The 24,599-nt window shown below is 66.7% G+C and carries 24 protein-coding genes; 10 read left to right on the top strand and 14 right to left on the bottom strand.

Annotated features, from left to right (window positions below; genetic code table 11):
- Positions 1 to 16: 16 nt before the first annotated feature.
- The 5 genes from ASC91_RS22505 to ASC91_RS22525 all read left to right on the top strand — a co-directional run bounded on the left by ASC91_RS22505 (position 17) and on the right by ASC91_RS22525 (position 5,659).
- A complete protein-coding gene (locus tag ASC91_RS22505; protein WP_056202217.1) occupies positions 17 to 739 on the top strand; it encodes an ABC transporter substrate-binding protein in 723 nt (240 codons plus the stop codon).
- Between the two features lie 61 nt (positions 740 to 800).
- The gene (locus tag ASC91_RS22510; RefSeq protein WP_056202219.1) at positions 801 to 2,243 is read left to right on the top strand and encodes a DNA-3-methyladenine glycosylase 2 family protein; all 1,443 of its coding nucleotides are present in this window, start codon (positions 801 to 803) and stop codon (positions 2,241 to 2,243) included.
- Positions 2,244 to 2,352: 109 nt separating this feature from the next.
- On the top strand, positions 2,353 to 2,841 hold the full coding sequence (locus ASC91_RS22515; RefSeq protein ID WP_056202224.1) for a methylated-DNA--[protein]-cysteine S-methyltransferase: 489 nt from the start codon (positions 2,353 to 2,355) through the stop codon (positions 2,839 to 2,841).
- Positions 2,838 to 3,719 carry a DMT family transporter gene (locus tag ASC91_RS22520; protein ID WP_056202226.1) on the top strand — a complete coding sequence of 294 codons (882 nt, stop codon included), beginning with the start codon at positions 2,838 to 2,840 and terminating at the stop codon, positions 3,717 to 3,719. Before ASC91_RS22515 ends, ASC91_RS22520 begins: the two co-directional genes overlap by 4 nt.
- A 104-nt stretch (positions 3,720 to 3,823) precedes the next feature.
- On the top strand, positions 3,824 to 5,659 hold the full coding sequence (locus ASC91_RS22525; RefSeq protein WP_082532921.1) for a right-handed parallel beta-helix repeat-containing protein: 1,836 nt from the start codon (positions 3,824 to 3,826) through the stop codon (positions 5,657 to 5,659).
- Positions 5,660 to 5,880: 221 nt separating this feature from the next.
- On the opposite strand, the gene ASC91_RS30795 is transcribed toward ASC91_RS22525, so the two are convergent.
- The gene (locus ASC91_RS30795; protein ID WP_162247842.1) at positions 5,881 to 6,333 is read right to left on the bottom strand and encodes a hypothetical protein; all 453 of its coding nucleotides are present in this window, start codon (positions 6,331 to 6,333) and stop codon (positions 5,881 to 5,883) included.
- On the opposite strand from ASC91_RS30795, the gene ASC91_RS22535 reads away from it, so the two are divergent.
- From ASC91_RS22535 to ASC91_RS22540, 5 genes are all read left to right on the top strand, one after another.
- On the top strand, positions 6,320 to 9,109 hold the full coding sequence (locus ASC91_RS22535) for an RHS repeat protein (protein WP_162247843.1): 2,790 nt from the start codon (positions 6,320 to 6,322) through the stop codon (positions 9,107 to 9,109). The two genes, ASC91_RS30795 and ASC91_RS22535, sit on opposite strands and share 14 nt — an antisense overlap.
- A gap of 27 nt (positions 9,110 to 9,136) precedes the next feature.
- Positions 9,137 to 9,559 carry a hypothetical protein gene (locus ASC91_RS29665; protein ID WP_157281955.1) on the top strand — a complete coding sequence of 141 codons (423 nt, stop codon included), beginning with the start codon at positions 9,137 to 9,139 and terminating at the stop codon, positions 9,557 to 9,559.
- Positions 9,560 to 9,892: 333 nt separating this feature from the next.
- Positions 9,893 to 10,201, top strand: coding sequence for a hypothetical protein (locus ASC91_RS29670; RefSeq protein WP_157281958.1), 309 nt, complete (start codon positions 9,893 to 9,895; stop codon positions 10,199 to 10,201).
- A 219-nt stretch (positions 10,202 to 10,420) separates the two neighbouring features.
- On the top strand, positions 10,421 to 10,756 hold the full coding sequence (locus ASC91_RS29675; protein WP_157281961.1) for a hypothetical protein: 336 nt from the start codon (positions 10,421 to 10,423) through the stop codon (positions 10,754 to 10,756).
- A gap of 104 nt (positions 10,757 to 10,860) precedes the next feature.
- Positions 10,861 to 11,286 (top strand): hypothetical protein, encoded by a 426-nt coding sequence (locus tag ASC91_RS22540; protein WP_056202235.1) that lies wholly within the window; start codon positions 10,861 to 10,863, stop codon positions 11,284 to 11,286.
- Between the two features lie 21 nt (positions 11,287 to 11,307).
- On the opposite strand, the gene ASC91_RS22545 is transcribed toward ASC91_RS22540, so the two are convergent.
- The 13 genes from ASC91_RS22545 to ASC91_RS22605 all read right to left on the bottom strand — a co-directional run bounded on the left by ASC91_RS22545 (position 11,308) and on the right by ASC91_RS22605 (position 24,580).
- The gene (locus tag ASC91_RS22545; RefSeq protein WP_157281964.1) at positions 11,308 to 12,252 is read right to left on the bottom strand and encodes a hypothetical protein; all 945 of its coding nucleotides are present in this window, start codon (positions 12,250 to 12,252) and stop codon (positions 11,308 to 11,310) included.
- Positions 12,253 to 12,285: 33 nt separating this feature from the next.
- Positions 12,286 to 14,079 carry a pilus (MSHA type) biogenesis protein MshL gene (locus tag ASC91_RS22550; protein ID WP_056202240.1) on the bottom strand — a complete coding sequence of 598 codons (1,794 nt, stop codon included), beginning with the start codon at positions 14,077 to 14,079 and terminating at the stop codon, positions 12,286 to 12,288.
- A complete protein-coding gene (locus ASC91_RS22555; RefSeq protein WP_056202243.1) occupies positions 14,076 to 14,471 on the bottom strand; it encodes a hypothetical protein in 396 nt (131 codons plus the stop codon). Before ASC91_RS22555 ends, ASC91_RS22550 begins: the two co-directional genes overlap by 4 nt.
- Positions 14,468 to 15,181, bottom strand: coding sequence for a hypothetical protein (locus ASC91_RS22560; RefSeq protein WP_056202246.1), 714 nt, complete (start codon positions 15,179 to 15,181; stop codon positions 14,468 to 14,470). The genes ASC91_RS22555 and ASC91_RS22560 overlap by 4 nt, the downstream gene beginning before the upstream one ends.
- Entirely contained in the window at positions 15,178 to 15,855 is a 678-nt protein-coding gene (locus tag ASC91_RS22565; protein WP_056202249.1) for a hypothetical protein, read from the bottom strand. The genes ASC91_RS22560 and ASC91_RS22565 overlap by 4 nt, the downstream gene beginning before the upstream one ends.
- Positions 15,856 to 15,931: 76 nt before the next feature.
- Positions 15,932 to 16,924 carry a hypothetical protein gene (locus ASC91_RS22570; RefSeq protein WP_056202252.1) on the bottom strand — a complete coding sequence of 331 codons (993 nt, stop codon included), beginning with the start codon at positions 16,922 to 16,924 and terminating at the stop codon, positions 15,932 to 15,934.
- Positions 16,924 to 20,499, bottom strand: coding sequence for a DUF6701 domain-containing protein (locus ASC91_RS22575; protein WP_056202254.1), 3,576 nt, complete (start codon positions 20,497 to 20,499; stop codon positions 16,924 to 16,926). Before ASC91_RS22575 ends, ASC91_RS22570 begins: the two co-directional genes overlap by 1 nt.
- Entirely contained in the window at positions 20,472 to 20,909 is a 438-nt protein-coding gene (locus ASC91_RS22580) for an agglutinin biogenesis protein MshP (RefSeq protein WP_157281967.1), read from the bottom strand. Before ASC91_RS22580 ends, ASC91_RS22575 begins: the two co-directional genes overlap by 28 nt.
- A 50-nt stretch (positions 20,910 to 20,959) precedes the next feature.
- Entirely contained in the window at positions 20,960 to 21,763 is an 804-nt protein-coding gene (locus tag ASC91_RS22585) for a type II secretion system protein (RefSeq protein ID WP_056202260.1), read from the bottom strand.
- Complete coding sequence (locus tag ASC91_RS22590) at positions 21,753 to 22,349, bottom strand: prepilin-type N-terminal cleavage/methylation domain-containing protein (RefSeq protein ID WP_200955317.1); 597 nt, start codon at positions 22,347 to 22,349, stop codon at positions 21,753 to 21,755. The genes ASC91_RS22585 and ASC91_RS22590 overlap by 11 nt, the downstream gene beginning before the upstream one ends.
- Before the next feature lie 10 nt (positions 22,350 to 22,359).
- Positions 22,360 to 22,815, bottom strand: coding sequence for a type II secretion system protein (locus ASC91_RS22595; RefSeq protein WP_056202265.1), 456 nt, complete (start codon positions 22,813 to 22,815; stop codon positions 22,360 to 22,362).
- 4 nt (positions 22,816 to 22,819) lie between these two features.
- Positions 22,820 to 23,197: a type II secretion system protein gene (locus ASC91_RS22600; protein ID WP_082532924.1), complete on the bottom strand. Its 378-nt coding sequence runs from the start codon at positions 23,195 to 23,197 to the stop codon at positions 22,820 to 22,822.
- Positions 23,198 to 23,350: 153 nt separating this feature from the next.
- Complete coding sequence (locus ASC91_RS22605; RefSeq protein WP_056202270.1) at positions 23,351 to 24,580, bottom strand: type II secretion system F family protein; 1,230 nt, start codon at positions 24,578 to 24,580, stop codon at positions 23,351 to 23,353.
- Between the last annotated feature and the right edge of the window lie 19 nt (positions 24,581 to 24,599).

The raw sequence follows: 24,599 nt of genomic DNA on the forward strand, positions 1-24,599 counted from the left end.
GGCTTAGAGTCGGGGCATGCTGTTGTCCCGCCGCTGCCTGCTGTTCGCCCCGGCTGTACTGCTGGGCACGGCCCAGGCCGCGCCGCCATTGGAGTGGGTGGCCGGGAATCTGCCACCCTTTGCGTGGGAGGCGAGCGGTGGCCCACGCGGCTTTGCCCACGAGTTGGCCGTTGCCATGGCCCAGCGCCTGGGCAGGCCGGCCCTCGTCAGCTACGTCCCCTGGGCGCGCGCGGTGCGCACGGTCGAGCAGGGGCGGCACTACGGCATCTTTCCGCTGGCGCGGACGCCGGACCGGGAGGCCCGCTTCCAGTGGCTGGTGCCGCTGATGACGGTGCGCTACGGCCTCTACACTCTCGCGACCGAGACGCGCCTGGAGCTCGACCAGTTGCGTGCGCTGCGCGTCGGCGTGCTGCGCGGCTCGCCCATTGCGGCCAATCTGCGGGCCGAGCGCTTCAAGACCATCGTCGAAGCGAAAGACTACCGCGACCTGTTGCGCCTCCTGCGCGAGCAGGCGCTGGATGCCGTCTACGCCGGCACGCCCATGCTGGAGGCTGCAATGGACGAGTATGGCCAGGCCCGCATGCTCTTCGTGTTGCAGACGACGCTCGGCGAAGCCACGCTCTACATGGCCGCGTCGCTCGGGCTCGATGCCGCCGAGGCACGGCGCTGGGTTGCGGCCTACCGCCAGCTTGAAGAAGACGGCACCGTCGCCCGCATCCGCCGCCGCTACCTGCAGTAAGTTCTGGGGGCATGTCCGAAAGCTGCCAGGATCTGGCAGGGGCCCGTCCTAGACTGGCTGCATGTTGTCCGAGACCCTCCCACCCGACGCCGCCTACGCCGTCCTGCAGTCGCACGACGCGCGCTTCGACGGGCGGCTCTATGTCGGCGTCACATCCACCGGCATCTACTGCCGCCCCGTCTGCCGCGTGCGCCTGCCGCGGCGCGAGAACTGCCGCTTCTTCTCGACGGCAGCCCAGGCCGAAGCCGCCGCCTTTCGCCCCTGCATGAAATGCCGGCCCGAGCTGGCACCGCGCGCCCTGCCGTGGACGACGATGGACGCCTCGCGAACGCTCGCCCAGCAGGCCGCTGCCTGGCTGGATGCCTGCGATGACGCCGAGGCCAGCGTCGAAGACCTGGCAGCCCATCTCGGCATCACGAGCCGGCATCTGCGCCGCATCTTTCAGGCCGAGCACGGCGTGTCGCCCTTGCAATACCTGCAGACGCGCCGCCTGCTGCTCGCCAAGGCCCTGCTGACCGACAGCACGCTGCCCGTCAGCGAGATCGCCTTCGCGGCCGGCTATGCGAGCCTGCGGCGCTTCAACGCCGCCTTCGTCGAGCACTACCGCCTGCAGCCCACAGCCCTGCGGCGCGAGGGTGGCGGTGCGGCCCCCGTGTCGCGGCTGCGGCTGAGCTACCGCCAGCCCTATGACGTGGCCGGCGTGCTGGCGTTTCTTGCGCCGCGTGCGATCACAGGGGTTGAGCGGGTGGAGGAGGGCGGTGTCACACGCTCCCTGGCGCTGACTCACGCCGGCCGGCGCCATGCCGGCTGGCTGCGCGTGAGCTTCGCCAAGGCGGGAGAGGTCGGCGTCGAACTGTCCCCCACGCTCTGGCCTGCCGTCGGCTCGCTATTGCCGCTGTTGCGCCGCTGGCTGGACCTGGACGCCGAACCCGAGGCCATCGCCGCTGCGTTGGGCGAGGCGGCCGTCGCAGGCCAGCGGCTGCCGGGCTGCCTGGACCGCTTCGAGCTGGCGGTACGCGCCGTACTGGGCCAGCAGGTCACCGTGGCGGCCGCTCGCACACTCGCCGGCCGTTTCGTCGAGCGTTTCGGTGAAGCCTTGTCCGACGCGCCGGAAGGCTGCCAACGCTTGTTCCCCACACCCGAGTGCATTGCCGAGGCGACGCGCGACGACATCGCGTCACTCGGCATCATTGGCCGGCGTGCCGACAGCCTCATCGCCCTGGCCCAGGCCTGGCCGACGCTGGCCTTTGCCCGCCACGAGGGTTCACCAGAAGCCGCTGCCGCCGAGCTGACGGCCATCCCCGGCATCGGCCCCTGGACAGCCGGCTACATGTTGATGCGGGGCTGGAGCTGGCCCGACGCTTTCCCGCCCGGCGACGTCGTCCTGCGCAAGGCCCTGAGCCGCGAAGGCCCGTTGCTGTCGCCCAAGGCCTATCTCGAAGCCGCGGAGCACTATCGCCCCTACCGCAGCTACGCCGTCCTTCATCTCTGGAGAAGGGCTTGACCCACCCCGTACGCGCTTCGCGCGCCCCCTCAAGGGGGCACTGCCAGTGGCCTGGCAAAGCCAGTTGCGCGGCAGTCGCGCGGCCAATCAGAAAGATCGGAGTTACTCGATGAACCATCACGTTTTGCAACGCAGGATCGAAACCCCACTCGGCCCACTGACGGCCGCGCGCAGCGCCACGGGCCTGTCGGGCCTGTGGTTTGACGGGCAGAAGCACCATCCCGGCGCGCTTGACGTGCCTGAGGACGACGGCAGCGACGCCGTCCTGTCGGCCACCGAAGCCGCGCTGACGGCCTATTTCAGCGGCAAGTCTTTCGACCTCCCGCCGCTGGACCCGGCCGGCACGGCCTTTCAGCGCGAGGTCTGGCAGGCGCTGCTGGCCATCGCGCCGGGGCAGCCCTCGACCTATGGCGCACTGGCCGAGCGGCTGGGGCGCGCCAGTGCGGCGCGGGCACTGGGCGCCGCAGTAGGCCGCAACCCGATCTCCGTTCTCGTGCCCTGCCATCGCGTCGTCGGCGCCGATGGCTCATTGACCGGCTATGCCGGCGGGTTGGAGCGCAAGCAGGCCCTGTTGAGCCTGGAGGGTGTTACCGCATGAAGGCTTTCGACATCGGCGAGCTGGTACTGCTCGCCGCGCTCTGGGGCGCCTCCTTCCTGTTCATGCGCCTCGGGGCCCATGAGTTCGGGCCAATCGCGCTGGCGGCCGTGCGCGTCGGCCTGGCCAGCGCCATGCTGATCCCGCTGCTGGCAGCGCGCGGCAATCTGGCTGACCTGCGCAAGCACTGGAAGGGCTTGCTGCTCGTCGGCGCGCTCAACAGCGCCATCCCGTTTGCGTTGTTCTCCTTCGCGGCCCTGTCCATCACGGCCGGCCTGTCCAGCATCGTCAACGCGACGACGCCGTTGTGGACGGCCGTCGTCGCCTTCGTCTGGTTGCGCCAGGGGCTGACACCATGGCGCGTGCTCGGCCTCGTCATCGGCTTTGCGGGCGTGGCCTTCCTGGCCTGGGACAAGGCCGGCTTCAAGCCCGGCGAGGACCATTCGGGCTTCTGGGCCGTGCTGGCCTGCGCGACGGCCACCCTCTGCTACGGCATCGCGGCGAACGCAACCAAACGCTATCTGGCCGGCGTTTCTCCTCTCGCCGTGGCCACTGGCAGCCAGTTCGCCGCCGCCGTGCTGCTGGCGCTGCCAGCCGCCTGGCTGTGGCCGGCCGCCATGCCGAGCAACGTCGCCTGGGGCTCGGCGCTGGCGCTTGCCGGCCTGTGCACGGCGCTGGCCTACATCCTCTATTTCCGGCTGATGAGCCGAGTCGGGCCGACGAACGCGGTATCGGTGACCTTTCTGATCCCGCTCTTTGCCATCCTGTGGGGGGCGCTCTTCCTGCAGGAAGCCATCACGTCCCAGATGGTGGCCGGCGGCGCCATCGTGCTGGTCGGCATTGCGCTGGCGCTGGGCCTGGTGGGCCCCAAGCCGCGCTGAAGTCACGCGGCGGATCTCCAGGCGCCTCGGCGCGGCGCAAACAGTGATAGCGTGCGCGCCATTGCATTTGGTAGCGCTACCTTAAGGCGCATGGAGACCGCACGATGTCCTTGCTCCCATCCCGCCGCTGGATCGGCGCTCTCGGCTTGCTGGCCGCACAGATCCTGGCCACCACCGCCATGGCCCAGCCCTCGGGCGGCCCTTATGGTCCGGTGCCGCAACGCTACGCGGTGCCCAAGGCGCCGCACGTCTATTTCGTGGCGCCTGACGGCAAGGCCGAGGCTTCCGGTGCGTCGATCAACGAGGCAACGTCCATCGAGGAAGCGGTGACGCGCGTCGTCACCGGCGACGCCATCGTCATGCGCGGCGGCACCTACCGCACCGGCGGTCTTCAGCTCAACCAAGGCATCACCATCCAGCCTTATCTGGATGAAGTGCCTGTGCTCAAGGGCACGCGCGTGGCGATCGAGTGGCAGAGCCTGGGCAACAACGTCTGGCGCACGAAATGGGCCACGCTGTTCCCGGCCCAGCCGCTGGGCTGGTGGCAACGGGAGCGTGAGGGCATGAAGACGCCGCTGCACCGCTTCAACAACGACATGGTCTTCATCGACGGCGAGCCGCTGCAGTCCGCGGGCTGGGAAGGCGAGGTCAGTGCCAAGGCCTACTACGTCGACTACGCCAAGGGTCATGTCTACATCGGCGCCGACCCGACCGGTCGCCTCGTCGAGATCACGGCGCACGACATCGCCCTGCACCGCCCCTCGCGCGAAGTCCACGGCAAGCCGTCGGACCGCAAGGGCCCGACTCTGCGCGGCATCACCTTCACGCAATACGCCTACCGGGCCATCGACATCGAGGGCAAGAAGCCGTCGACGCTGGTGTCGGAAGAACCGACCGACGATCCCGTCGGCCCGTCACCTGAAAGCGAGCACGGCAAGGAGGTCATGGGCACGCTGCTGGAGAACGTCACCATCAGCCATTGCTCGCGCGTGGCCGGCTACTTCCGCGGCGACGGGCTCGTCATCCGCAACTCCCTCATCAGCGACACCGGCACCGAGGGCATCTATGTCATCGGCTCGTCGGACGTGCTGCTGGAGCGCAACCTCATCCGGCGCAACAACGTGGAGAAGTTGACCGGCTATTTCCCGGCAGCGGTGAAGATCTTCAACCAGTCCTACCGCGTCACCGTGCGCGACAACCTCATCGTCGAGCAGCCGAACTCCAATGGTGTCTGGTACGACGTGGGCAATGTCGGCGGCGCGTTCGTCAACAACCACGTCGAAGGCACGATGGCGGGCCTGTTCTTCGAGATCTCGAAGGGCATCGTCGTGGCTGGCAATGTGTTCGTGAACAACGTGCAGGGCATCCGCATCCTGAACAGCTCGGACGCCCGCATCCTCCACAACACCTTCGTCAATTCGCCGGCCCTGATCGACCGCAACGAGCGCAGCGCGCAGGGCGACCACTTCGGCTGGCATCCGCAGACGGGGCCGGACGTCAGCGAGCGTGTCGGCCATGTGTTCGAAGGCAATCTGCTGGTGGCCGATGCCGCGGTGAAGGGTCCGCTGCTGCGCGTCGAACAGGCGGCGGTCACCTGCGGCAAGGTCACGCAGACCATGATGAGCCGCGTCGACGGCAATGTATATCTGCGTGCGGGCAGCGGCCAACCGCTGATCAGCTGGGCGCCGCTGCCGGAAGCGGCTTGCCAGGCCCACTTCGCCAGCCTCGACGCCCTCCGCCAGGCGGTGCCGGGTGCGGAGGCAAGGGGCCGGGCGCTGCCGGCCTACGCAGGGGCGGTGTTTCGTAGCCCGGAGCTGCGGCGGTTTGAGCTGGCGCGCGTGCCGGACGGGGTCCAGCCGCTACCGATACCGGCCGAGGTGCGCAAACTGCTGGGCTGGGAGGCCAGCCACCAGCCGGGCGCGCTCCCCGCGGCCCGCTGAGCTGATCACGCAGAAGCTCAGCAGCTCCGCGATCACCAGGTCGGTCCCAACGTGGCATGGGAGAAGGCCAGGCTGGGCATGGGAAGCCGGTCGACATACAGGCCATTGCTAGCCAGCCATGGGACGGCAAAGCGGCGCGATCGTCGGCCAGCGTGTCGGAGTCTTCGCCGGCAACGCTCGCCGAACTTCACCGAGGGAGCCGTTGTGGGCGCCGTCCTCACCTAACGTCGTTGCAGATCATCCGCCGTCAAGGTCTGCAGGAAAGCCACGATGTCCGCCTTCTCTGCGTCAAGCAGAATCAAAGGCCGTCCGCTGGTACGACTTCGGTAATACACCTCTAGGTCGACCGCCTCGGCCAGCGTTGGCACGCTACCGTCGTGCATGTACGGAGCCGTCAGGCCGACGTTACGCAGACTGGGCGTCTTGAACCGACCGATGTCTTTGGGTTCTCGGGTCACCACGAAACGGCCAAGCTCGGCAAGTTCAGGTTCCCTTGCAATGACCAGCCCGGTGTCCGGCTCTTTGTCAGCCAGGCTCAAGAAGATCCGCACCAGCTCGTCTGAAGATTTCGCGCCGTTCTTGCTCGGGACGAAGACGTCGTGGAATGCGTGGACGGCCACCAATCGCTTGAAGGAGGTGACCGACCCCAACAGCAAATTGGTGATCTCCAACACGTACGAAGTCGTCAACATCCCTGCGGGCAGCTGCAGCTCTGGCACCAGCAGCCCCGCGCTGAACAACTACGAGACCGGCCGCGTTAAATCCCAAACCCTGGCCGACGGCTCGACCTTCAGTTATTGGTACTCCACCACGGCGACCCAGCCGCCTTGCGCTGGCGGCGCAGTGACGCTGCCCGCCTCCTTGCAGACCGACCTCATCGACCGCCGCACCATCGGGCGGCGCGTGCAGTTCGACGCTCGCGGCAACGTCATCAAGAACATTGCGGCGATCGGGCAGCCCGAGCAGCAAACCACCACCTTCACATACACCGACAACCTGCTGACCAGCCTCACTGATCCGCTGAACCGGCAGACCACCTTCGGCTACGACACAGTCGGCAACCTCAAGACGCTCACGCGCCTGGCCGGCACCGCGGATGCCGTCGTCACCAGCGCCACCTACGACACGGTCTTCAACCAACCCCTGACCGTGACCGACCCGCTGGGCCACACGCACACCTTGCGCTACGACGCCCGCGGCAACCTGCGTAGCGTCACCGACCCGCTGGGCCACGTCACCACCTTCGCCTACGACGACCAAGGCCTGCTCATCAGCACGAGCGACGCCCTGGGCAAGACCAGCCTGTTCAGCTATGCCAGCGCCGACCCGCTCAGCGCGACCGACCCACTGGGCCGCACAGCCAAGCAACTCACCGATGCGGTCGGGCGCGTTACCACCACCACTGACCCCCTGGGCAACACCACCATCAATACCTGGGACGCCATGAACCGCCTCACGCAGGTCACGGACGCGCTGGGCGGCCTCACCACATTCAGCTACGACAACAACAGCCAACTGCTCAGCCACACCGACGCCAAGAATCAGACGACCGGCTACTCCTACTGGCCCACCGGCCAGGTCAAGGACAAGACCGACCCGCTGGGCAAGGTGGAGAGCTACCTGTACGAGCCCGGCGGCCGGCTCAAGCAGCGCACCGACCGCAAAGGCCAGCTCAGCGGCGTCACCTATGACAACCTGGGTCGCGTCAAGACCATCGGCTTCGGCGCCACGGCGGCCAACCCCACCGCCTACACCAGCACGGTGACCCTCACCTGGGACAACGCCAACCGCTTGACGCAGATCGTCGACACCCAGGGCGGCGTGAGCAAGACCATCACCCGCGCCTACGACACGCTGGACCGCCTGACCCAGGAGAGCACCGACCAAGGCGAGGTCAACTACACCTACGACAAGGCCAGCCGGCGCGCGACCATGACTCTCAAGAACGGTCCGGCAGGCAGCCAGGTGGCCCAGCCCACGCTGACTTACACCTGGGACAACGCCGACCGGCTCACGCTGATCACCCAGGCAGCCGGGGCCAGCAACGGCAACCAGGCACAGACGGTGGCCTTCCAGTACGACGACGCCAACCGGCCCACCAAGACCACCTATACCGGCGGCATGAGCGTGAACACCACGTACACGGATGCGGGCGAGGTCAAGACGCTGAAGTACCTCAAGGCCGATGGCAGCGTCATCGCGCAGGGTGGCTACACGTATGACCTGGCGGGCCGCCGCACCGGCGTCAGCGGCGACCTGGCCAACTTCATCGGCACGCAGCAGCCCGACATCACCGACGCCAGCTACAACGCCGCCAACCGATTGCTCACCTGGGGCGGCAAGACCTTCAGCCATGACCTGAACGGCAACATGACGGGTGACGGAGTCACGACCTACACCTGGGATGCCCGGGACCAGCTCGTTGCCGTCAACGACACGATGACCAATGCCGGCTTCAAGTACGACAGCCAGGGCCGGCGCGTCTCGCGCACGCTCGGTTCAGCGACAACGGCTTTTAACTACGATGGCGACAACTTCATCCAGGAGTTGGATGCGCTGGGCAGAAGCGGCAACATCCGAGCCAACCTCATCACCGGCGGCATCGACCAGCACTTCATGCGCCAGACCACCGTCAATGGCCAGCCCAGCATGAGCTGGATCATGGCCGAGGCCAACAACAGCACCGTGGTGCAGGCCGACGGCGCGGGCAATGTGCAGAAGAGCTTTCAGTACACGCCCTATGGCACACCCATCGCCACCACCGGCACCAGCACGGACAGCCAGCGGTACACGGGGCGAGAGGATGACGGCACGGGGTTGTATTACTACCGGGCGAGGTATTACAGGCCGGATTGCATGAGGTTCATCAGCGAAGACCCGATTGGGTGGGCCAGTGGGCAGGTGAATGACTACGCGTATGTGGGTGGAGATCCGGTTTCGATGACGGACCCGGAGGGTGAGTTCGGTGTTGCCGGTGCCGTTGTTGGAGCTGGTATTGATCTGGCGACTCAACTGATTTTGAACGGAGGTAATTTTGGTTGCGTCAGTTGGGGCTCCGTAGCTCTTTCAGCAGGGATGGGGGCGATAGGTGCGATTGGCGGACGCTTGGCCACTGCTGCAGTCCGTGGGCCGGGGCAAGTATGGTCGCATTGGGTACCGGCCAGATTCTTTAAGCACGTTACTAAGACAGGGGAAAGGGCTTTCTTCCAAAATCGTGGGATGGTTTGTGGAATGGCAATTTTGTTTCGCCGCTGCGGCATTTCTTGCATGATCCCAAAGCTTTTCCTAGAGGCTGGCGTGATTGGGGCGCCAGATGGAACCCCTTTGCGAGACAGCTGGATCGCACTCCCGGCTGGCTTAAAGGTGGAGCGGGTGGGGGCGCTCTGGGAACTACTGTTGGGGTCGCCAGCGGCTCCGGAGAGTGCGATTAGCGCAAGAATCAGGGAATGAATTATGCTTGGAAGAATTATCCGATGGATGAAATACGGCGGATCATTTGGTTTGCGTAAGCAGGAGAGAGATTTGCTCCAGGTCGCTAAATCTTCACTTTCCGCTGAGGATCAGCCTCTGTTTTGGCAGCAAGTTGAGAGCGTTGAATTGGTTCAGAGATCGAGCGAAGATCGAATGGTTTTGATTTTTTTTCCACCTGACCACTTGCCGTTGAAATTGGATAACAAATCGCCTGAATTCCCGATGGCAAGAGTGACCCTCTCGGATGGAATCAATCGATTAAGCGCCGTTGTATTTCTACATCGAGGCCTTTTATCGTCCGTTGAATACTCAAAATCCCCACGTTGCTTTCGGGGTAAGACAGTCAATATGGTCCTGCGCCAAACCAGCGTTGCTGACAGTGGTTATGCCGCGCAGATTGATCAAGAGGAGCATGGTTCCACACCATAGCTTGCAACTGCTACCGCGCTAGGTATTGAAGGGCGGGTTCATGAGGTTCATCTCTGAGAACCCGATTGGCTGGGCGTTGGGGCAGGTGAACAACTATGCGTGGGTGGCGATCCGATTTCTCGAACTGACCGTCAGGCCTATTTCGCCCCATTGGTTCTGAAGCAGTGGAAATCAATTGGAACCACTGGTCTTCTGGGTGTGCGGGGTGGAGGCGGTGGCGTATTGGGCGGGATTCTCCTAGGGACAGCTATCGCCGCAGCGGGCGTGGCAAAAGGTTATTTTGACGGAAACTGCCCACCTGAAATTTCTATCAAAATGAGGTAACAGAGACCCATGATTAGATTCAGAGACCTTCTGTTATTTCATGTGACTGCTATTTGCATTGCTGGAGTATTTGTTACCCTGGGATTTCTGATGGCAGGCGCCGATGGAAATGAGCCGATTGGCAATTTCTGGCTGGTGGCAAAAACCGGGCTTAAATTTTCGTACCAATTGCTATCGCTGACCCTATCTTTACTTGTGCAAATACTTCTATTTGGACGTTTGATCGGACTGACTATTTTTAAGAGTAGAGCAATCGACCCTTTTGCTCTCGCAATCTTTGCGACGCAAGCAATCATCCTCTGGGCGCTTCTAAAGTGACTCTGCCGTACAACCTGTCCAGTTGCGCGAGGTGACGCAGCTATCGGCGTTGGTGTGGCAGTTGCAGGAGGTGGTGGCAATGGGTGCGACTAAGCCAGTACTTCTGGCCACCGCAGGCAGGCTTCTAAAGTCCTGTTGACGGACTTGCGGGACGATGGGACCGTTGTCGATGTCTTTCGTTCTATTCTTACAAAGGATCTGAAGCAGGGAACGCTCTGCATGTCGAACATGACCTATGCAACGGTCACAGACATCTACCTTACGGGACTGGCGGGGCCTCGATCACTCAATATGCCGTGGTCCATGTATCTAATACTGATTGCTGTTGGCCTCTTCACACTGTCCATTCCCGTGCGCCTGCGGCTGGTGTTTGCAGAACCGCGGCCGGTTGGGGCGAGCGAGTTGGCCAGATTGCTTGCCGAGGCCGTGCGGAAGAATCCCAATCACTACACGGGGGCCAGCGCATCCGACATCGAGCGCCGCTTGCAACAAGCAAAAACCTTTGCACAGATAAGGCGCGCATTTGAATTGAAATCACCTGCTGTACTTCCTTGAGAACGAGGCGAGGGGCACTCAGTAATGATTTTCGTCATCAATGAGGCGACCACTTCGGCTGGCATCCGCAGACGGGGCCGGACGTCAGCGAGCGTGTCGGCCATGTGTTCGAAGGCAATCTGCTGGTGGTGGATGCCGCGGTGAAGGGTCCGCTGCTGCGCGTCGAACAGGCGGCGGTCACCTGCGGCAAGGTCACGCAGACCATGATGAGCCGCGTCGACGGCAACGTCTATCTGCGCGCGGGCAGTAGCCAACCGCTGATCAGCTGGGCGCCGCTGCCGGAAGCGGCTTGCCAGGCCCACTTCGCCAGCCTCGACGCCCTTCGCCAGTCAGCGCCAGGTGTGGAAGCCACCGGCAAGGCGCTGCTGGCCTACGAAGGGGCGGTCTTCCGCAGCCCGGAGCTGCGCCGCTTTGAACTCGCTCGTGTGCCGGAGGGCGTTCAGCCGCTGCCGGTGCCAGGGGAGATACGCAAGCTGCTCGGTTGGGAGGCAACGCATTTGCCGGGCGCGCTGCCGGCCAGCTCGCGCTGAGGGCGCTCCGGCCCGAGCCTCCTAGTGGCGCTTGCGCCAGGCATCAACCACACGCTCCGTCAGCACATCGGTCTCGCGCTGTTCGTCGGCGCTCAGCGCCGGCGGCGCCCAGCGCCCTTGGCGCATCATCTTCTCGACGTTCTCCATCGAATCGCGGCTTTCCTTGGTCGCCGCCGGGCCGGACATTTCAGTCAGGATGCGCAGCCACGCTTCCTTGTAGGCCTGCCGCTGCATCGCCGTCTCGCCCAGCGCGCCGAATGAATGGACGTAGGTCGACAACGCCTCCAGGTCGCCGTCCTCGGCGGTCTGCCGCACCTCGCGCTGCAGCTTGCCGAGCAGTTCCGGTGCGGCGACGGCCTGGTTGGCATGGGCGTTGAGCCACAGCAGGTACGCCAGCGCCATGCCAGGGAGCTCTCCCTCGTAGGCTCGCTTCAGAAACTCGCCCCTGCGCGCCAGGGTGGCCGTGTCGAAGAACTGGCAGCGTCGCTGCAAGTCCTGCTTCTCCTTGATCCATTGGTCCATGTTGAAGCCAGGAGTCTTCTCGAACACTTGCCGCAGCGGGCCGCCCTGGTCGCGTACGCTGTACGCGAATTCGATTGTCTGGGTCGCATGCTCGCATCGCTCGAGCACGTCGGCTGCTTTGCGCGCCTGCGCTGGCGTCGCGCCCTCTTCCAACGCAAGCTGCACCGTGCGCAGTTCCTCCGGTGTCGATGAGGCCGGCGTGCGCAGAGACGGGGGAAGCGCAGCCGGCGTGGCCGCGCTCGCCGGCTGGGTAGCGGCATCGGCCTTCGCGTCAACGATCGGCTGTAGCAACGTTCCTAGAAGCGTTGCCGAGGGCGGGGCTGGCTGGGTGGGCGGCAGTGAGGTGGGCGCCTCGGCCGATCGGTTCAGTAGCCAGCCGCCTGCGGCCAGCGCTAGTGCGACGGCCGCGACGGCCGCGACCGTCCACGCTGTGCGAATGGGCACGGATGCGGACCCGGCCACTTTTCCCGCCACCGCTTACTTTTGCGGCGCCGCCGCCGCGCCATCCACCCGGATCACGCGCCGCGAGCGGCCTTCGGTGTCGTCCAGTGACTCGCTGACCAGGCGGTTGTGCTGCTCCCAGTCCTCCGCGCTGCGGATGATGCTGGGCTTGATGAGGACGACGAGCTCGCGCTTGCGGCCGTTGTTGGCGCGATTGCCGAACAGCATGGACGTCAGCGGGTTGCTGTCGGCGCCGGGCACGCCCGAGCCGCGGCGCGTGGCTTCCATCTGCATCAGGCCGCCGATGGCGACGATGTGGCCGTCGGGGATGCGCACGACGGTGTCGCTCTCGTTGACGCTGGCGCTGGCCAGCGGCAGGCGGAAGTTGCCGACCGAGCCGAGATCGACCTGCTTGATCTTCTCGGTCACGTTGGAGACCGAGGGGTGGATGTGCAGGGTGATCATGTCGGCCGCGTCGATCTGCGGCGTCACGTCCAGCGCGATGCCGCTGAAGAAAGGCGTCAGCGTCAGCGTCGGGATCTGGTTGGTGGTGCCGTTCGTGCCGTTGGTGCCGGTATTGGTGCCGCTGTTGCTGCCACTGATGCCGGTGATGAAGTAGTCGTCGGTGCCGACCTTGAGCACGGCCTTCTGGTTGTTCAGCGTCGCGATGCGCGGGCTGGACAGGATCTGCGTGTCGCCATGGCTTTCGACGAAGGCCAGCAGCGCCTGGAAGCCGCCGCGCGCCAGCGCCAGCCCTAGCGTGCCGCCGCCGGATGAGGGCAGGGGGATGAGGTCGGGCCAGGCTGGGCTTTGCGTGCCGCTGGACAGGGTGGGCAGCCCGCGCGTGTTGCTGACCAGCGGGTTGATGATGCTGCTGACGCCGCTGGGGATGGAGGGGTTGACGCTGGTCTGGCCGATGGCGCTGCGTTCGCCGATGCGCGACCAGTCGATGCCGCTCTGGTAGCCCTCGCGCAGCTCGACCTCGACGATCTTGGCCTCCAGCATGACCTGGCGCTCGACGGCGATGCGCGTCGCCTTCAGCCAGGCCTCGACGTGACGCAGCTCCTCTGGCATGGCGCGCACGGCGACCGTGCCGGTCTGCGGGCTGGTGATGACGGCGCGGCCCTCGCCGCTGCCGACCAGGGCCTTCAGCGCGTTGTTGGTCTCGCCCCAGAAATCGCTCGACACCTTGGTGCTGAGCTGGCTGCTCTCCTGCTGCTGGACCGTGGTCGTGCTGCCGCCGGTGGCGCTGCCAGTGTTGCCGCTTGCACCGGCGGCGCCGTTCTGGCTGCTGGCCGGCGCGGCGCCCGAGCTGACGCGAACCTCGCTGCGGCCGCTGCGCTGATGGGCCAGCGCGTTGATCGTGAACACGCGGGTCTGCAGCGTGGGCGGAAAGACGGTGATGCGGCGGCCGTCGATGGAATAGTCGAAGCCGTAGACATCGCGGATGGCGTCCAGCGATTCGCGCACCGTGACGCCCTTGAGGGTGACCGACAGCTGGCCCGACACGCTGGGATGCACGAGCATGCTGTAGCGCGTGTCGCTGACCAGGGACAGGAAGACGTCACGGGCCGGCGCGCCATTGACGATGAGGTCGAAGCGTGGCTCGGGCGGCAGCGCGGGGGCGGGCGGCGGTACGGGCGTCGCCACCACGACCGGTGCGGGCACGCCAGAGGCGGCGGGGGCGGCTCGCTGGGCCTGCAGCTCCTCGCGCAGGGCCTGGCTGGGCTGGGCCACGCGCAGCGGCTTGTCGGCACAACCTGACAGTCCTGCTGCCAGCAGCGCAGCGGCTGAGCTGGCCAGCAGGAGTCGATGGACGGGGGCCTTCATGGCTTCTCCTTGGATTTCTTCACGCCGGATGCAGCCCGGGCCGCCTCCGGAGGCGGGCGCTTCTCGACGCCGCCATACAGCGGCTCGCGCCGGACCTGGCCGGCCTCGCGCAGCCAAACGGCCTGTTCGGTGATGCGCTCGATGCGTGCGCCTTCGATTTGTTCGCCCACGCCATAGCGGCGGCCGCGCTGTACGACATACGCGCGGCCTCCCGCGAAGACGACCTGGCGGATGGCGTTGTCGGCCGGCGCAACGCCAGAGGCAGCCGGTGCGGCCGAGGCCGCCATGGCGCTGCGCAGCGCGGGTGGCCAGGCCGTGGGGTCGCGGGTGGGTTCGTCGGCGGCCTGGGCCAGCGGCGCAGCGAACAGCAGGGCGATGAATGCCGCTCTCATGGCTGCACCTTCAGCAGATAGATCCGGGCCAGCAGGCGCGGCACCTCGTTGGGGCCGCCGCTGCTCAGGCGCATCTCGCCCCAACGCAACGCCGGCAGTTCGCGTTCCAGGGCCTGCACATAGTGCTGGGTGTCGCGGTAGCTGCCTTGCAGCTGCAGCTCGACACCCTGCCAGCTCATGCCTGGCATGCTCGGTGGCAGCGCGTTGCCTGCTGCCGATGCCGATGCGGACGGCAGGCTGACGGGCGTGTCGTCCAGCAGCGTCAGTCGTTCCAGTACCAGGCCCGGCTGCTGGGCCAGCACACGCTGCAGCAGGGCCGACAGCCCTTCGGCGGGGTTGACGGTGCTGGCCTGGCGCAATTCGCTGTCCAGGCGCTGGCGCTCGTTGCGGGCGCTTTCGAGCTGGATTTGCAATTGTTCGGCCGGCGTGCCGCCGCTGCCGCTGGCGCTGATGAACTGCTCGCGCAGCTTGCTGATCTCGGCGGCCTGCTGCGCCTGAGCGTTGCTGCGCAGCTTGGCGCGGGCGGACTGCGGCGCGAGCACGAAGGAGTCGAACAGCAGGGCCAGTACCGCCACGATGCTGAGGAACAGGATGGCGCGCTCACGCAGGCTGAGCGCGTCGATGCGCTTGGCCTGGCGTTCCCAGCGCTGCAGCAAGGGCGCGAGGCGGCGCCGCAGCAGCGCGAGATCGATGGTCGTCTGCGCCTTCATCGTGCGCCTCCGGTTGCGGCGCTGGCCGCATGGGCCGGCGCGCTGACCACGCGAAAGGCCCAGACCGGCAGGCCGGTGCTGACGAGCGGGCTGTCACGCGACAGCAGCGGGTTGCCGCCCGTCTCGGTGCCAGGTGCTCCCAGGCGCTCGACGCGCAGGGCCGACAGCTGTTGACCGGCCAACAGCGGATGGACCGCGAGCCTGGCCAGCCAGGGCCTCAGCATGGCGGTGTCCAGCGTGCCGCCGACGAGTTCGACCCGGCCCGGCGTGTAGCGCAACTCGCTGAGCCAGGCCGGTTCGGGCAGGGTGCGCGCGATCAGTGCGAGCAGGTCGGAATGGCGCTGCCCGGCTGCGTCGGCGCCCAGCACCTGCAGCAGCGCACGGCGATCAGCGTTGCCGGCCGCCAGTGGCAGCAGTTGCTGCTGCACCGTGGCGGCATCCAGTGGTGCGGGCAGGTTGGCGCGGGCCACGGTCAACTGCTGGCGCTCCGTCGCGTATTGCGCGAGAACGACCTGATGCTGGGCTTCGGCGCTGCGGTCACGCTGCTGCAGCCACAGCGCCGCAGCCAGGCCCGCGAGGCACAGCAGGCCCGTGGCCTGCACCAGCGTCAGCGCCGAGAAATAGCGCTTGGGTGCTAGCAGGATCGGCGTGAGCAGGTTGATTTGCTGGGCCATCAGCAGTGCCCGCCCGGCCGCCCGAAGGGCACTGGCGCCCCCTTGGGGGGCAGTGAACGAAGTGAACGAGGGGGCATCACAACTTTCGAGTCTCGGTGCGCAAGGCGGCGCCCAGCAGTGGCAGGCAGGCGCCCAGGGCCTGGGCTGCGTCGCCCTCGGGGGCCGGCGCGTCGGGCGCGAAGGCGGCTAGCGGATTCAGAGCCACGGTGCGCTGGCCGAGCTCGCGCTGGATCAGCGTCGCGACCTCCGCGCCGTGCTCGGCCGTGATGACGTACAGCCGCGCCAGTGGCAGCTCGGGCCAGCTGCGCTCCCAGACGTCGATGGAGCGTTGCAGCTCGACGACCAGGGGCGACTCCTGCGTGGTGCTGGCGTCGAAGGTGCCGCCGGGCTGGTATTCGAAACCCAGCGGCAGTTCGGCGGCGCTGGCGTCGGCCTGCTCGCCGCGCGCACGCGCCAGCAGGCCGGCGTCGCCTTCGAGGCGCCGCGTGTAGAAAAGCTCATCGCCAGCGCTGACGACCAGCAGGCAGTGGCGTTCGTCGATATGGACGGCGGCGCAGGCGCGCGCGGCCAGGTCGTCGGCACGGGCCTGGGCGGCGAGCAGATTGCGCAGGGCCGTCTCCCAGACATCGACGATGGTGATGTCGCTGCTGATGCCCGCAGCGCCGTTGGTCAGCGCCTTGATGGCGCTGTTGCGGGCCGCGACGACGAAGAGCTGGCGCTGCGCGCGCTCGACGTCGCCACCGACGTGCATGACATCCAGCGTCAGTTCGGCAACGTCGACGTCGACCATCTCCTTGATCTGCCAGCGCGCCGCGGCCTTCAGCTCCTCCGGCGGCACATTGGGGGTGTCGACCTTGAGGATCTGGTAGTCGGCCGGGTCCAGCAGCGCGATGGCGTCGCCCGAGGTGACGGGTTTTGCCTCGCTCATCAGGCCCCAGCGCAGCAGCCGGGCCGGCTGGTCCTGGTCATGACCGGGTGGGCCGTCGGTCAGCACGAAGGCATGCTGTTCGCCAACGCGGCGCAGCAGCAGGCGCTGGCCGTTGCGGCGGGTGGACCAGGGCCAGCGCATCAATAGTTCTCCCGCTGGTAGACGACGCCGTCGCTGCCGCGGTACAGGCCCCAGGTGGCGCGGGCGCTGGGGTCGCTGGTGGCGGCCGCGCCGCACCAGGCCCCGCGCAGCGACGCGAGGTTGGCGCCGGCGGTGGCGGGCACCGCGGCGCTGGCCCAGCCGCCGGCCGTCTTCAGGCAGGACGCGTCGGTGGGCGTGGAGCTCAGGGCCACGGCCACGTCCATGCTGCCCAGGCGGCCACCGCCCGGGGCGGCCAGCGTGATGTAAGTTGGTTGCAGCGGGTTGACGACGACAGCGGTGTTGGGGACGTTGGGGTACATGACCGCATCCTGAGCGGTGAGGGTCTTGCGGAAGTTGCCGAAGCTCAGGTTGGCGGCGGTGATGCGGGTGCAGGAATCCAAGGCGTTGGTCACGAAGGCCGTGCCGTTCCAGGATTGGGCGGTCAGCGGCAGTTTCAGCGTGCGGTTGGCGGCGCTGAGCGCATTTTGTAGGCGCAGGCGGCCGTAGAGCAGGGGGATTTGCCCGGAAGGGCCGGAGGAATTGACCTGCGTTCGATCGTTGCCGGCTACCGCGTCGGTGTCGAGGTCGAAGGCGGCCATGGCCACGCCGTCATCATCGACCGGCGCGATTCCGAACTGGGCGCTGTTGAAGGGACCATCGACTGTCGCGCCACGCGCGACTTTGGCGGTGAGGGTCACCGAGGCCGTGCCGTTCGTCCAGGTTCCAGCGCTGGCAGAGGCGCCGACGCGGCCGGCAAACTTCGTTGCACCGGCGATGCCGGCAAGATTGAACCTGCCATGCGTGCCGAGGGGGAGCTTGGTGAAGTTGCCGCTGGCATTGCTGGTGTAGTTGCTGGTCTTGTTGCCGGCGGCATTGACGGCCGTCAGCGTGAACGCGAGGCTGAAGTTCTCGTCCAGGTAAGTGAAAGTCGAAGCCGGCGCGCATGCCAGATCGCTGCGATGCGTAGGCAGGCCCTGCGTAACGGTGAGGCCGGCCGGGATGAAGCGGCCGATATTGCCGGTGGGCGTGCCGGTCACGGCGCCGGTCGGTGCGGCCACACCGAGGTAGCCGCTACTGGCCAGGGCAGGCGTCAGCGTGATGATGCCGACCTCGGCGTAGCTGAGATTGCCGACGTTGGCGACGCCGTTGATGAACAGGCTGCCGGCCACGGTGCCGTTGGTCAGCGTGCCGGAGGCGCCCGGCGAAGGCAGCACCAGGGTCGGTGTCAGCAACACGCCTTCGGGCGTCGACTCCTTGCCGAAATTGGGCGTGGCAACTCCCCCTGAGGTGACGGCGGTGATACGGGCGCCGAAGCTGGCGCCTGCAGCCACGAAAGAGCCGCCGGCATCATTGGCCGCGGCGGGATTGGGCTTGGCGCCGCTGGCGACGTTGGAGATCAGAAAGCGCGCCGGCTTGGTGACGAAGGCGTTGCCTGTGCCGTTGATGTCAACACCGGCTGCGGGGTTGACCGCGTAGTTGAAGAACAGCGACGTCTGGCCGACATCGTTGAAGGTCAGCGTGAAGGGAGCGTTGCCGTTGGTGTCGAAAGTCATCGGCACAGCGGCCGTGGCGGTGGACACGCCGCTGGCGTTGCCGGCAACGGCGGTGCCATTGACGCTCATCAGGTTGCTGCCACCGCAGCTCGCCGGATTGAGGCATTGATAGCCCCAGTTGACGTTGCGGGAACCAGTCAAGGCAGCCTCGCAGGCTTGGTTGTTGGTGCCGGACTTGACGGCACGCAGCCAATAGGAGGCCGATGCCGTGCCAGCCGTCTGCATGGGCAGGGTGATCGCAGCACCGGTGGTGGTGGTGGAGACCAGGAAGCCGGAGCGCTTGAAGGTCGTCGAGCAGCTGTTGGACACATAGCAGCTGGCGCCATCGGGGCAGCATTCACGGGCATTGGCGGCGGCGGTGCTCTCGGAGCTCAGCGTCAGCGTCACGTTCGTGTTGTCGGCGCCGCCGGGGAGGCTGAGCGTCGTCGTCGCGACGCCGTTGCTGAAGTTGAGGGCGCTGCTGCCCAGCGTGCCGGCGCTGGTCGTCAGCGTGGCCGTGCCGTTGACCGTCGTCTCGACGCTGCAACTGGCGGCGTTGGTGGCGCAGGCCTTGACGGTCACCGTCGTCGGCAGGCAGGTCAGGCTGGTGGATGGCAGCCACACCTCGTAGTGGTCCAGCGGCAGCGGACAAGTGCGCGAGGCCGGCGCCATGTCGGCCGTCAGCTCCAGCGCGCTGATCTCGTAGTTGTAGACCCGCATTTCGTCGATGAGGCCGTTGGCCGACCTCAGCGTGCCATTGGTGGGCGCGGTGCTGCTGCGGTTGTCGCCGACAAAGAGGGTGCCGATGCTGTTGTCCAGAGTGCCGCTCGTCGTCGCCGTCGTGGCGCCGACCTGAACGCCGTTGAGATAGATGCGCAGCGTGCTCTGGTTGGTGCCGGTAGCCAGGTTCCAGGTGATGCCGATGTGCTTCCACGTGCTCGCGGCGACGGACTGCGCCGGCGTGGCGGTCGATACCACGAGCCCGTTGCTGTCGGTGACGGTCAGGCGCAGGGAGCCGTCGCTCTGGCGCACCAGGAAGAAGGGCTTGCTCGTGGACGTCGTCGCGTCCAGCAGCATCGCCGCCGAGTTGTTCCAGGCCGTGCTGGCGTCGTACCAGAAGGTCACGGCGCCCTTGTCGCCGACGCCGGAGTTGACGTCGAGCAGCGTGTCCACTGCGTGGCTGGCGCTCGTCGTGTCGGCCGGGATGCTGAGCGAGCGGCAGACCTTGGCCGTGGCCGAGGTGACTGCGTTGCCGATGCGCACGCCGTTGTTGCTGTTGCCGCTGCTGTCCGCCACCTCGCCGACGCGACCGCTGTAGTTCCATTCGTCGAAGCGGTACTCGGCGCGGCGCGTCGGCGTGCCGTTGGGCACGAACCAGCGGATGGCGCTGCCGTTGGCGTTGTAGCCGCTGTTGTAGGAGTACTGGGTGGTGTCGCTGCTGCTGACCTGCACGCCAATGGTGGCGTTGGAGCCGCTCGCATTGGCGTTGCCGTACTGGTACTTGAACTCACCGTTCTCGAACAGGATGATCTGGAAGGTGTAGGGGGTGCTGGTGTTGTACTGATAGACACCGTTCCAGGACACGACGACGTAGCGGTTGGGCGCCGTGCCCTTCTGTTCCCAGGTCACGCCGCCGCTGCCGGCGCGGCTGGGGTCGAGGTCGGTCCAGTAGGCCAGGATGACGTTGGTCGTGGCCGAGGCAACGCAGCCACTCTGCGTGTCGGCCGCGCCGGCCGGCAGGGCGGTGTTGGTGTAGGTGCGAAAGAACCCGGTGTCGGTCCCGAACTGCAGTCCACCATTGGTCAGCACGCGCACCGACGTGTAGGCCGTGCCTGCGAAGGTGAACTTGAAGCCGCCGGTGAAGGTGATGGTGGCCTTGTCGTCGTCGCCCGGGTAACTGGTGCAACTGCGGTCCCACGCGAGGGCATTGGCGGCCGTCTCCCAGGCATAGCTGTCGCTGCGGAAGGTGTAGCTGGACGCGGCCTGCGCGAGGCCGCACAGCAGGGCCAGGGCGATCAGCAGGAGACAGCGGGCGGCGTGCATGTCTTGTACGACAAGGTACGGCTGAGCTGGCGCTCGGCGTAGGTGGGCTCGGTGGTGCTGCCGTTGGGGCAGGCGCCGCCGCTCGCGATGTTGCAGGCGGTGGCCTGCACGACGTAGAAGGCCAGTTGCTGCTCGCCGTCGGTCACCGTGCCGGCAGCCGGATTGCGCGCGCAGGTGATGGTGACGGTGAAGTCGGACAGTTGGTCGGGCAGGGCGATGCTCTTGGTGGCGAAGCAGATGGGCTGGGCGGCACCGCGCAGGACCTGGTAGCTGCCCCAATCCAGACCAGCCAGGGCGGCCTGGTAAGCCTTGGCCGCGGCCAGTTCGCCGGCCGAGCCGAGCTGCTGGCGCTGGCTCAGCGAGGCCAGCGCCACGCCCAGCGCGGCCAGCACCACGAGGATGAAGAGCATGGACATCATCGTGAAACCGGTACTCCGGTTCGATAAGCCGCGCAGCGTTCTCATGGCAGGTTGTCCACGTGGACGGCGTGATAGAGGGACACGGTCTCGCCGTTGCGGGCTAGCGAAATCTGCAGCGAGGCGAGGGCGTAGCGGGCCGTCGCCGCGCCCGTGCTGTAGCTGAAGCTGCAGGCGGTGACGTTGCGGGCCAGCACGGCGGCGGTGCCTGCCGGCGGGTCGGCCTGGCTGGCTGTCGCGGCATAGCCGCTGTAGCGGGTGAGCGTGCCGGCGGCGATATTGCAGGTGTAGCTGACGGGTGACTCGATGGCATAGACGCGATATGGCGGCGACTGCAGCGCATTGGGCAGCGCTGCGCCCGCGACGCCGACGTTGACGGCATTGCCCGCGGCGTTGCCGGAGATGCGCACGTTGTCACCGGCGTAGGCGTCGGCGTCCGGCGTGTCGGCGCCGAGGTTGTACCAGGCCAGCTTCTGGCTGGCATGGCTGATCGCGAGCGGCGGCCCAACGATGGCAAAGTTGGGGACGGGCGCGACGCCGAACTGCAAGGCACCGGCACCGGCGGTGGCGTAACGCGCCGCTCCGCTGACGGGGATGAGCTCCAGGCTGTTGCCCTTCACGCGCACGCTGTTGGGCAGAGCGCCGGCCAGGTCGCGGGCGATGCGGCGCAGCGCGGTGTCGGCCTGTTCGCCGAGCTGGGCGCGGTCGTTGCTGGCGAAGTAGGCATCCGTCGCCGGCACGATGAAGACCGAGACTATGGTGATGACGATGCCGGTGAGGACGATGGTCATCACCGCCTCGATCAGCGTGAAGCCTTGCTGGCGTGAGCGAACGCCTTCAGTTCGCATCGTTGGGGGCATAGCGGGTGCGCCAGCCTTGCAAGGTCAGCGTGCTGCTGTCGGGCGCAGTGACGGTGACGGTGATCTTCAGCGCCTCGCCGGCCACGACGTTGTCCAGGGCGGCCGAGGTCACGGCGACCGAGGCGCTGTAGCCGCCGAGGCCGGCGATGGCCGTGTTGGCCACGTCGCGGATGCCGCTCATCGAGAAGCCGGCGTAGTCGTTGACGTTGTCGAAGGAGGTGGTGCCGTAGCGGGTCTCGCCGGGCTCGGTGCCGCTGCCTTCGACGAGTGCTGCGCACCCGGTTGGCGACACCGTGGCCGACGTGGCCGTGGCGACGTTGGCATCGTCGGGATCGCACCAGGTGAAGTTCATCAGCTCCACCTCGCGCAGCAGCGACTCGGCGATGGCCAGCTGCTGGCGGCGGATCATGGGTTCCGCGCTCGCCGTCGTGGCCGTGACGAAAACCTTCAGCAGCGCGGCCAGCGCGATGCTGACAACGACGATGAAGAGCAGGAGTTCGATCAGGCTCAGGCCGCACTGGCGCGGCCGACGGGGCATGGCCGGCATGCGGGGGATGCTAGCCGAGCGCCTCATGGGTCAAGCCTCAAGGAGTCGCGTAGATCAGGCCCGTATCCGCCTCGATGCGGTAGGCCTGGCTGTAATTGCTGGAGGCGACCGTGACGGTCAGCGCGCCACCCGTGTGGGTCGTCGTCGCGCCGCTGTTGCCGCTGTTGAAGGTCACTGTGCCGCTGGAGGACAAGCAAGGGCTTTCGGTCGCAGGGCAGGGTAGCGTCGCGATGGCGGTGCCACTGCCATTGCCGTAGGCCCAGCTCACGCCGGTGCTGCTGATGGTCTCGATGATGGGGCGGCGCTGCTGCAGGGCCAGCCTGAGCATGGCCTGGTGGCGGCCCTGAAGGTCATCGCCAAAAGAACGCAGCCGCCACAGCGTCGTGTCCACCACCTTGGGGAGGGCGAACACCGCCAGGGCGGCTGTGATCACGATGACGAGGATGAGCTCGATCAGCGTGAAGCCCGCGTCGGCGCGCGGGGCGTGGGTCATGGGATCAAAGGATGCCGGTGACGGTGAAGGTGGCCTTCTTGTCGATGTGACCGGTCAGCTCGCAAGTGCTCACGGTAATGTTGGCGGCAGCGGTGCTGTCCGTCGTGACCGAGAAACCGGTGGGCAGCGGGCTTTGCAGCATTGCGATGACGTCGGAGCACTTGGTCACGGCCACGCCGTTGTTGCCGTTGGCCTTGCGACCGGCGTAGTTGATGGCCGAAGCGGAGCTCAGCGCGCCGGCAAAACCGTTGACGGCCGCCTGCTTGGCGTCGTCATCAACGGCGACGAACTTGGGCAGGGCGACGGCCGACAGCACGCCGAGGATGACGATGACCATCACCAGTTCGATCAGGGTGAAACCAGCTTGCACAGACTTGTTCATGGGGTGCCTTCCTGCGCTCTGGGCGCTGTGGTCCGGGGGGTGACAGGACTATCGGGCAGCGGCTCAGCGATGAGAAGTGAATTGCGCACGAGTTTTATGACGGGTCCACACCGGCCTGCAAACCGTTGCAGGCTTCACGCCCTGGCCGTCGCTTCAACGCCCCATGGCCGCCTGGCCCAGGTTCCACAGTGGCAGGAAGACACCCAGGGCCAGCACCAGCACCATGCCGCCGATGATGCTCAGCAGGATGGGCTCGATGGCGGCGGACAGGCCCTTGATGGCGAAATCGGTCTCGCGCTCGTACATCTGCGCGATCTCGGTCATCAGGGTATCCAGCTCGCCCGTCTCCTCGCCCACCGCAATCATTTGCAGCACGATGGGCGTGAAGACGCCGGTGCCTGTTGCGCAGCGCGAGATGCTTTCGCCGCGCTCGACGCCGTCGCGCATCTGCTCGATACGGGCGCCGATGTAGGCGTTGTCCACGGTCTGCGCGACCACGGTCAGCGCCTGGCTGATGGGCACGCCCGAGCTGCTGGCCAGCGCAAAGCTGCGCGCGAAGCGGGCCAGCGTGGCCTTGAGCACGATGTTGCCGGCGATGGGCAGGCGCAGCTTGAAGCGGTCCCAGGTGTAGCGGCCGCCGGGTGTGGCGATCCAGTTTCGCCAGGCCAAGGCCGCGCCGATGCCAGCAGCCACGACCAGGGGCCACCACTTCACCGTCCAGCCCGAGAAGCCGAGCAGGATGCGTGTCATCAGCGGCAGCTCTGTCTTGAAGTGGGAGAAGACGTCGGCGAACTTCGGTAAAACGAAGACGTTGATGACGATCAGTGCGATGGCCATCGCGACGATCACCATGATGGGGTAGCGCAGCGCCTGCTTGATGCGGGCGCGGATGTCCAGCTCGAACTCCAGGTGCTCGGCCAGGCGCTGGAAGACCTCGGTCAGCTTGCCCGTCAGCTCGCCGACGCGGGTCATGGCGACGTAGAAGCTGCTGAACACGGCCGGGTGGCGCGCGAAGGCGGTGCCCAGCTCGCGACCCTGGTCCAGGCTGGCGCGCACGTCCTGCAGCAGGGCGATGATGCCGGGGTGGCTGGTGGAGGCCTCCAGCCCGGCCAGCGCGCGCAGGATGGGCACGCCGGCCTTTTGCAGGGTGTACATCTGACGCGTCAGCACCAGGGCGTCTTCCTGCGTGATGGGCTTGGCGAGCAGGGCCTCGAGCCAGTTGCCGCCGCCCGCCACGCTGATGGCCTCGGTGGTCGCTTCGATGCTGACGGGCACGACGCCGCCGGCCATCAGCTGGGCCGCCACCGCGTCGCTGTTGATGGCATCGACGATGCCTTCAACCAGCTCGCCGCGGCCGTTGCGGCCCTTGAACGCGAAGTTCATGCGGGTTGCCTTCTGTGCG

It is taken from the genome of Pelomonas sp. Root1237 (genome assembly GCF_001425055.1).
GTDB lineage: Bacteria > Pseudomonadota > Gammaproteobacteria > Burkholderiales > Burkholderiaceae_C > Pelomonas.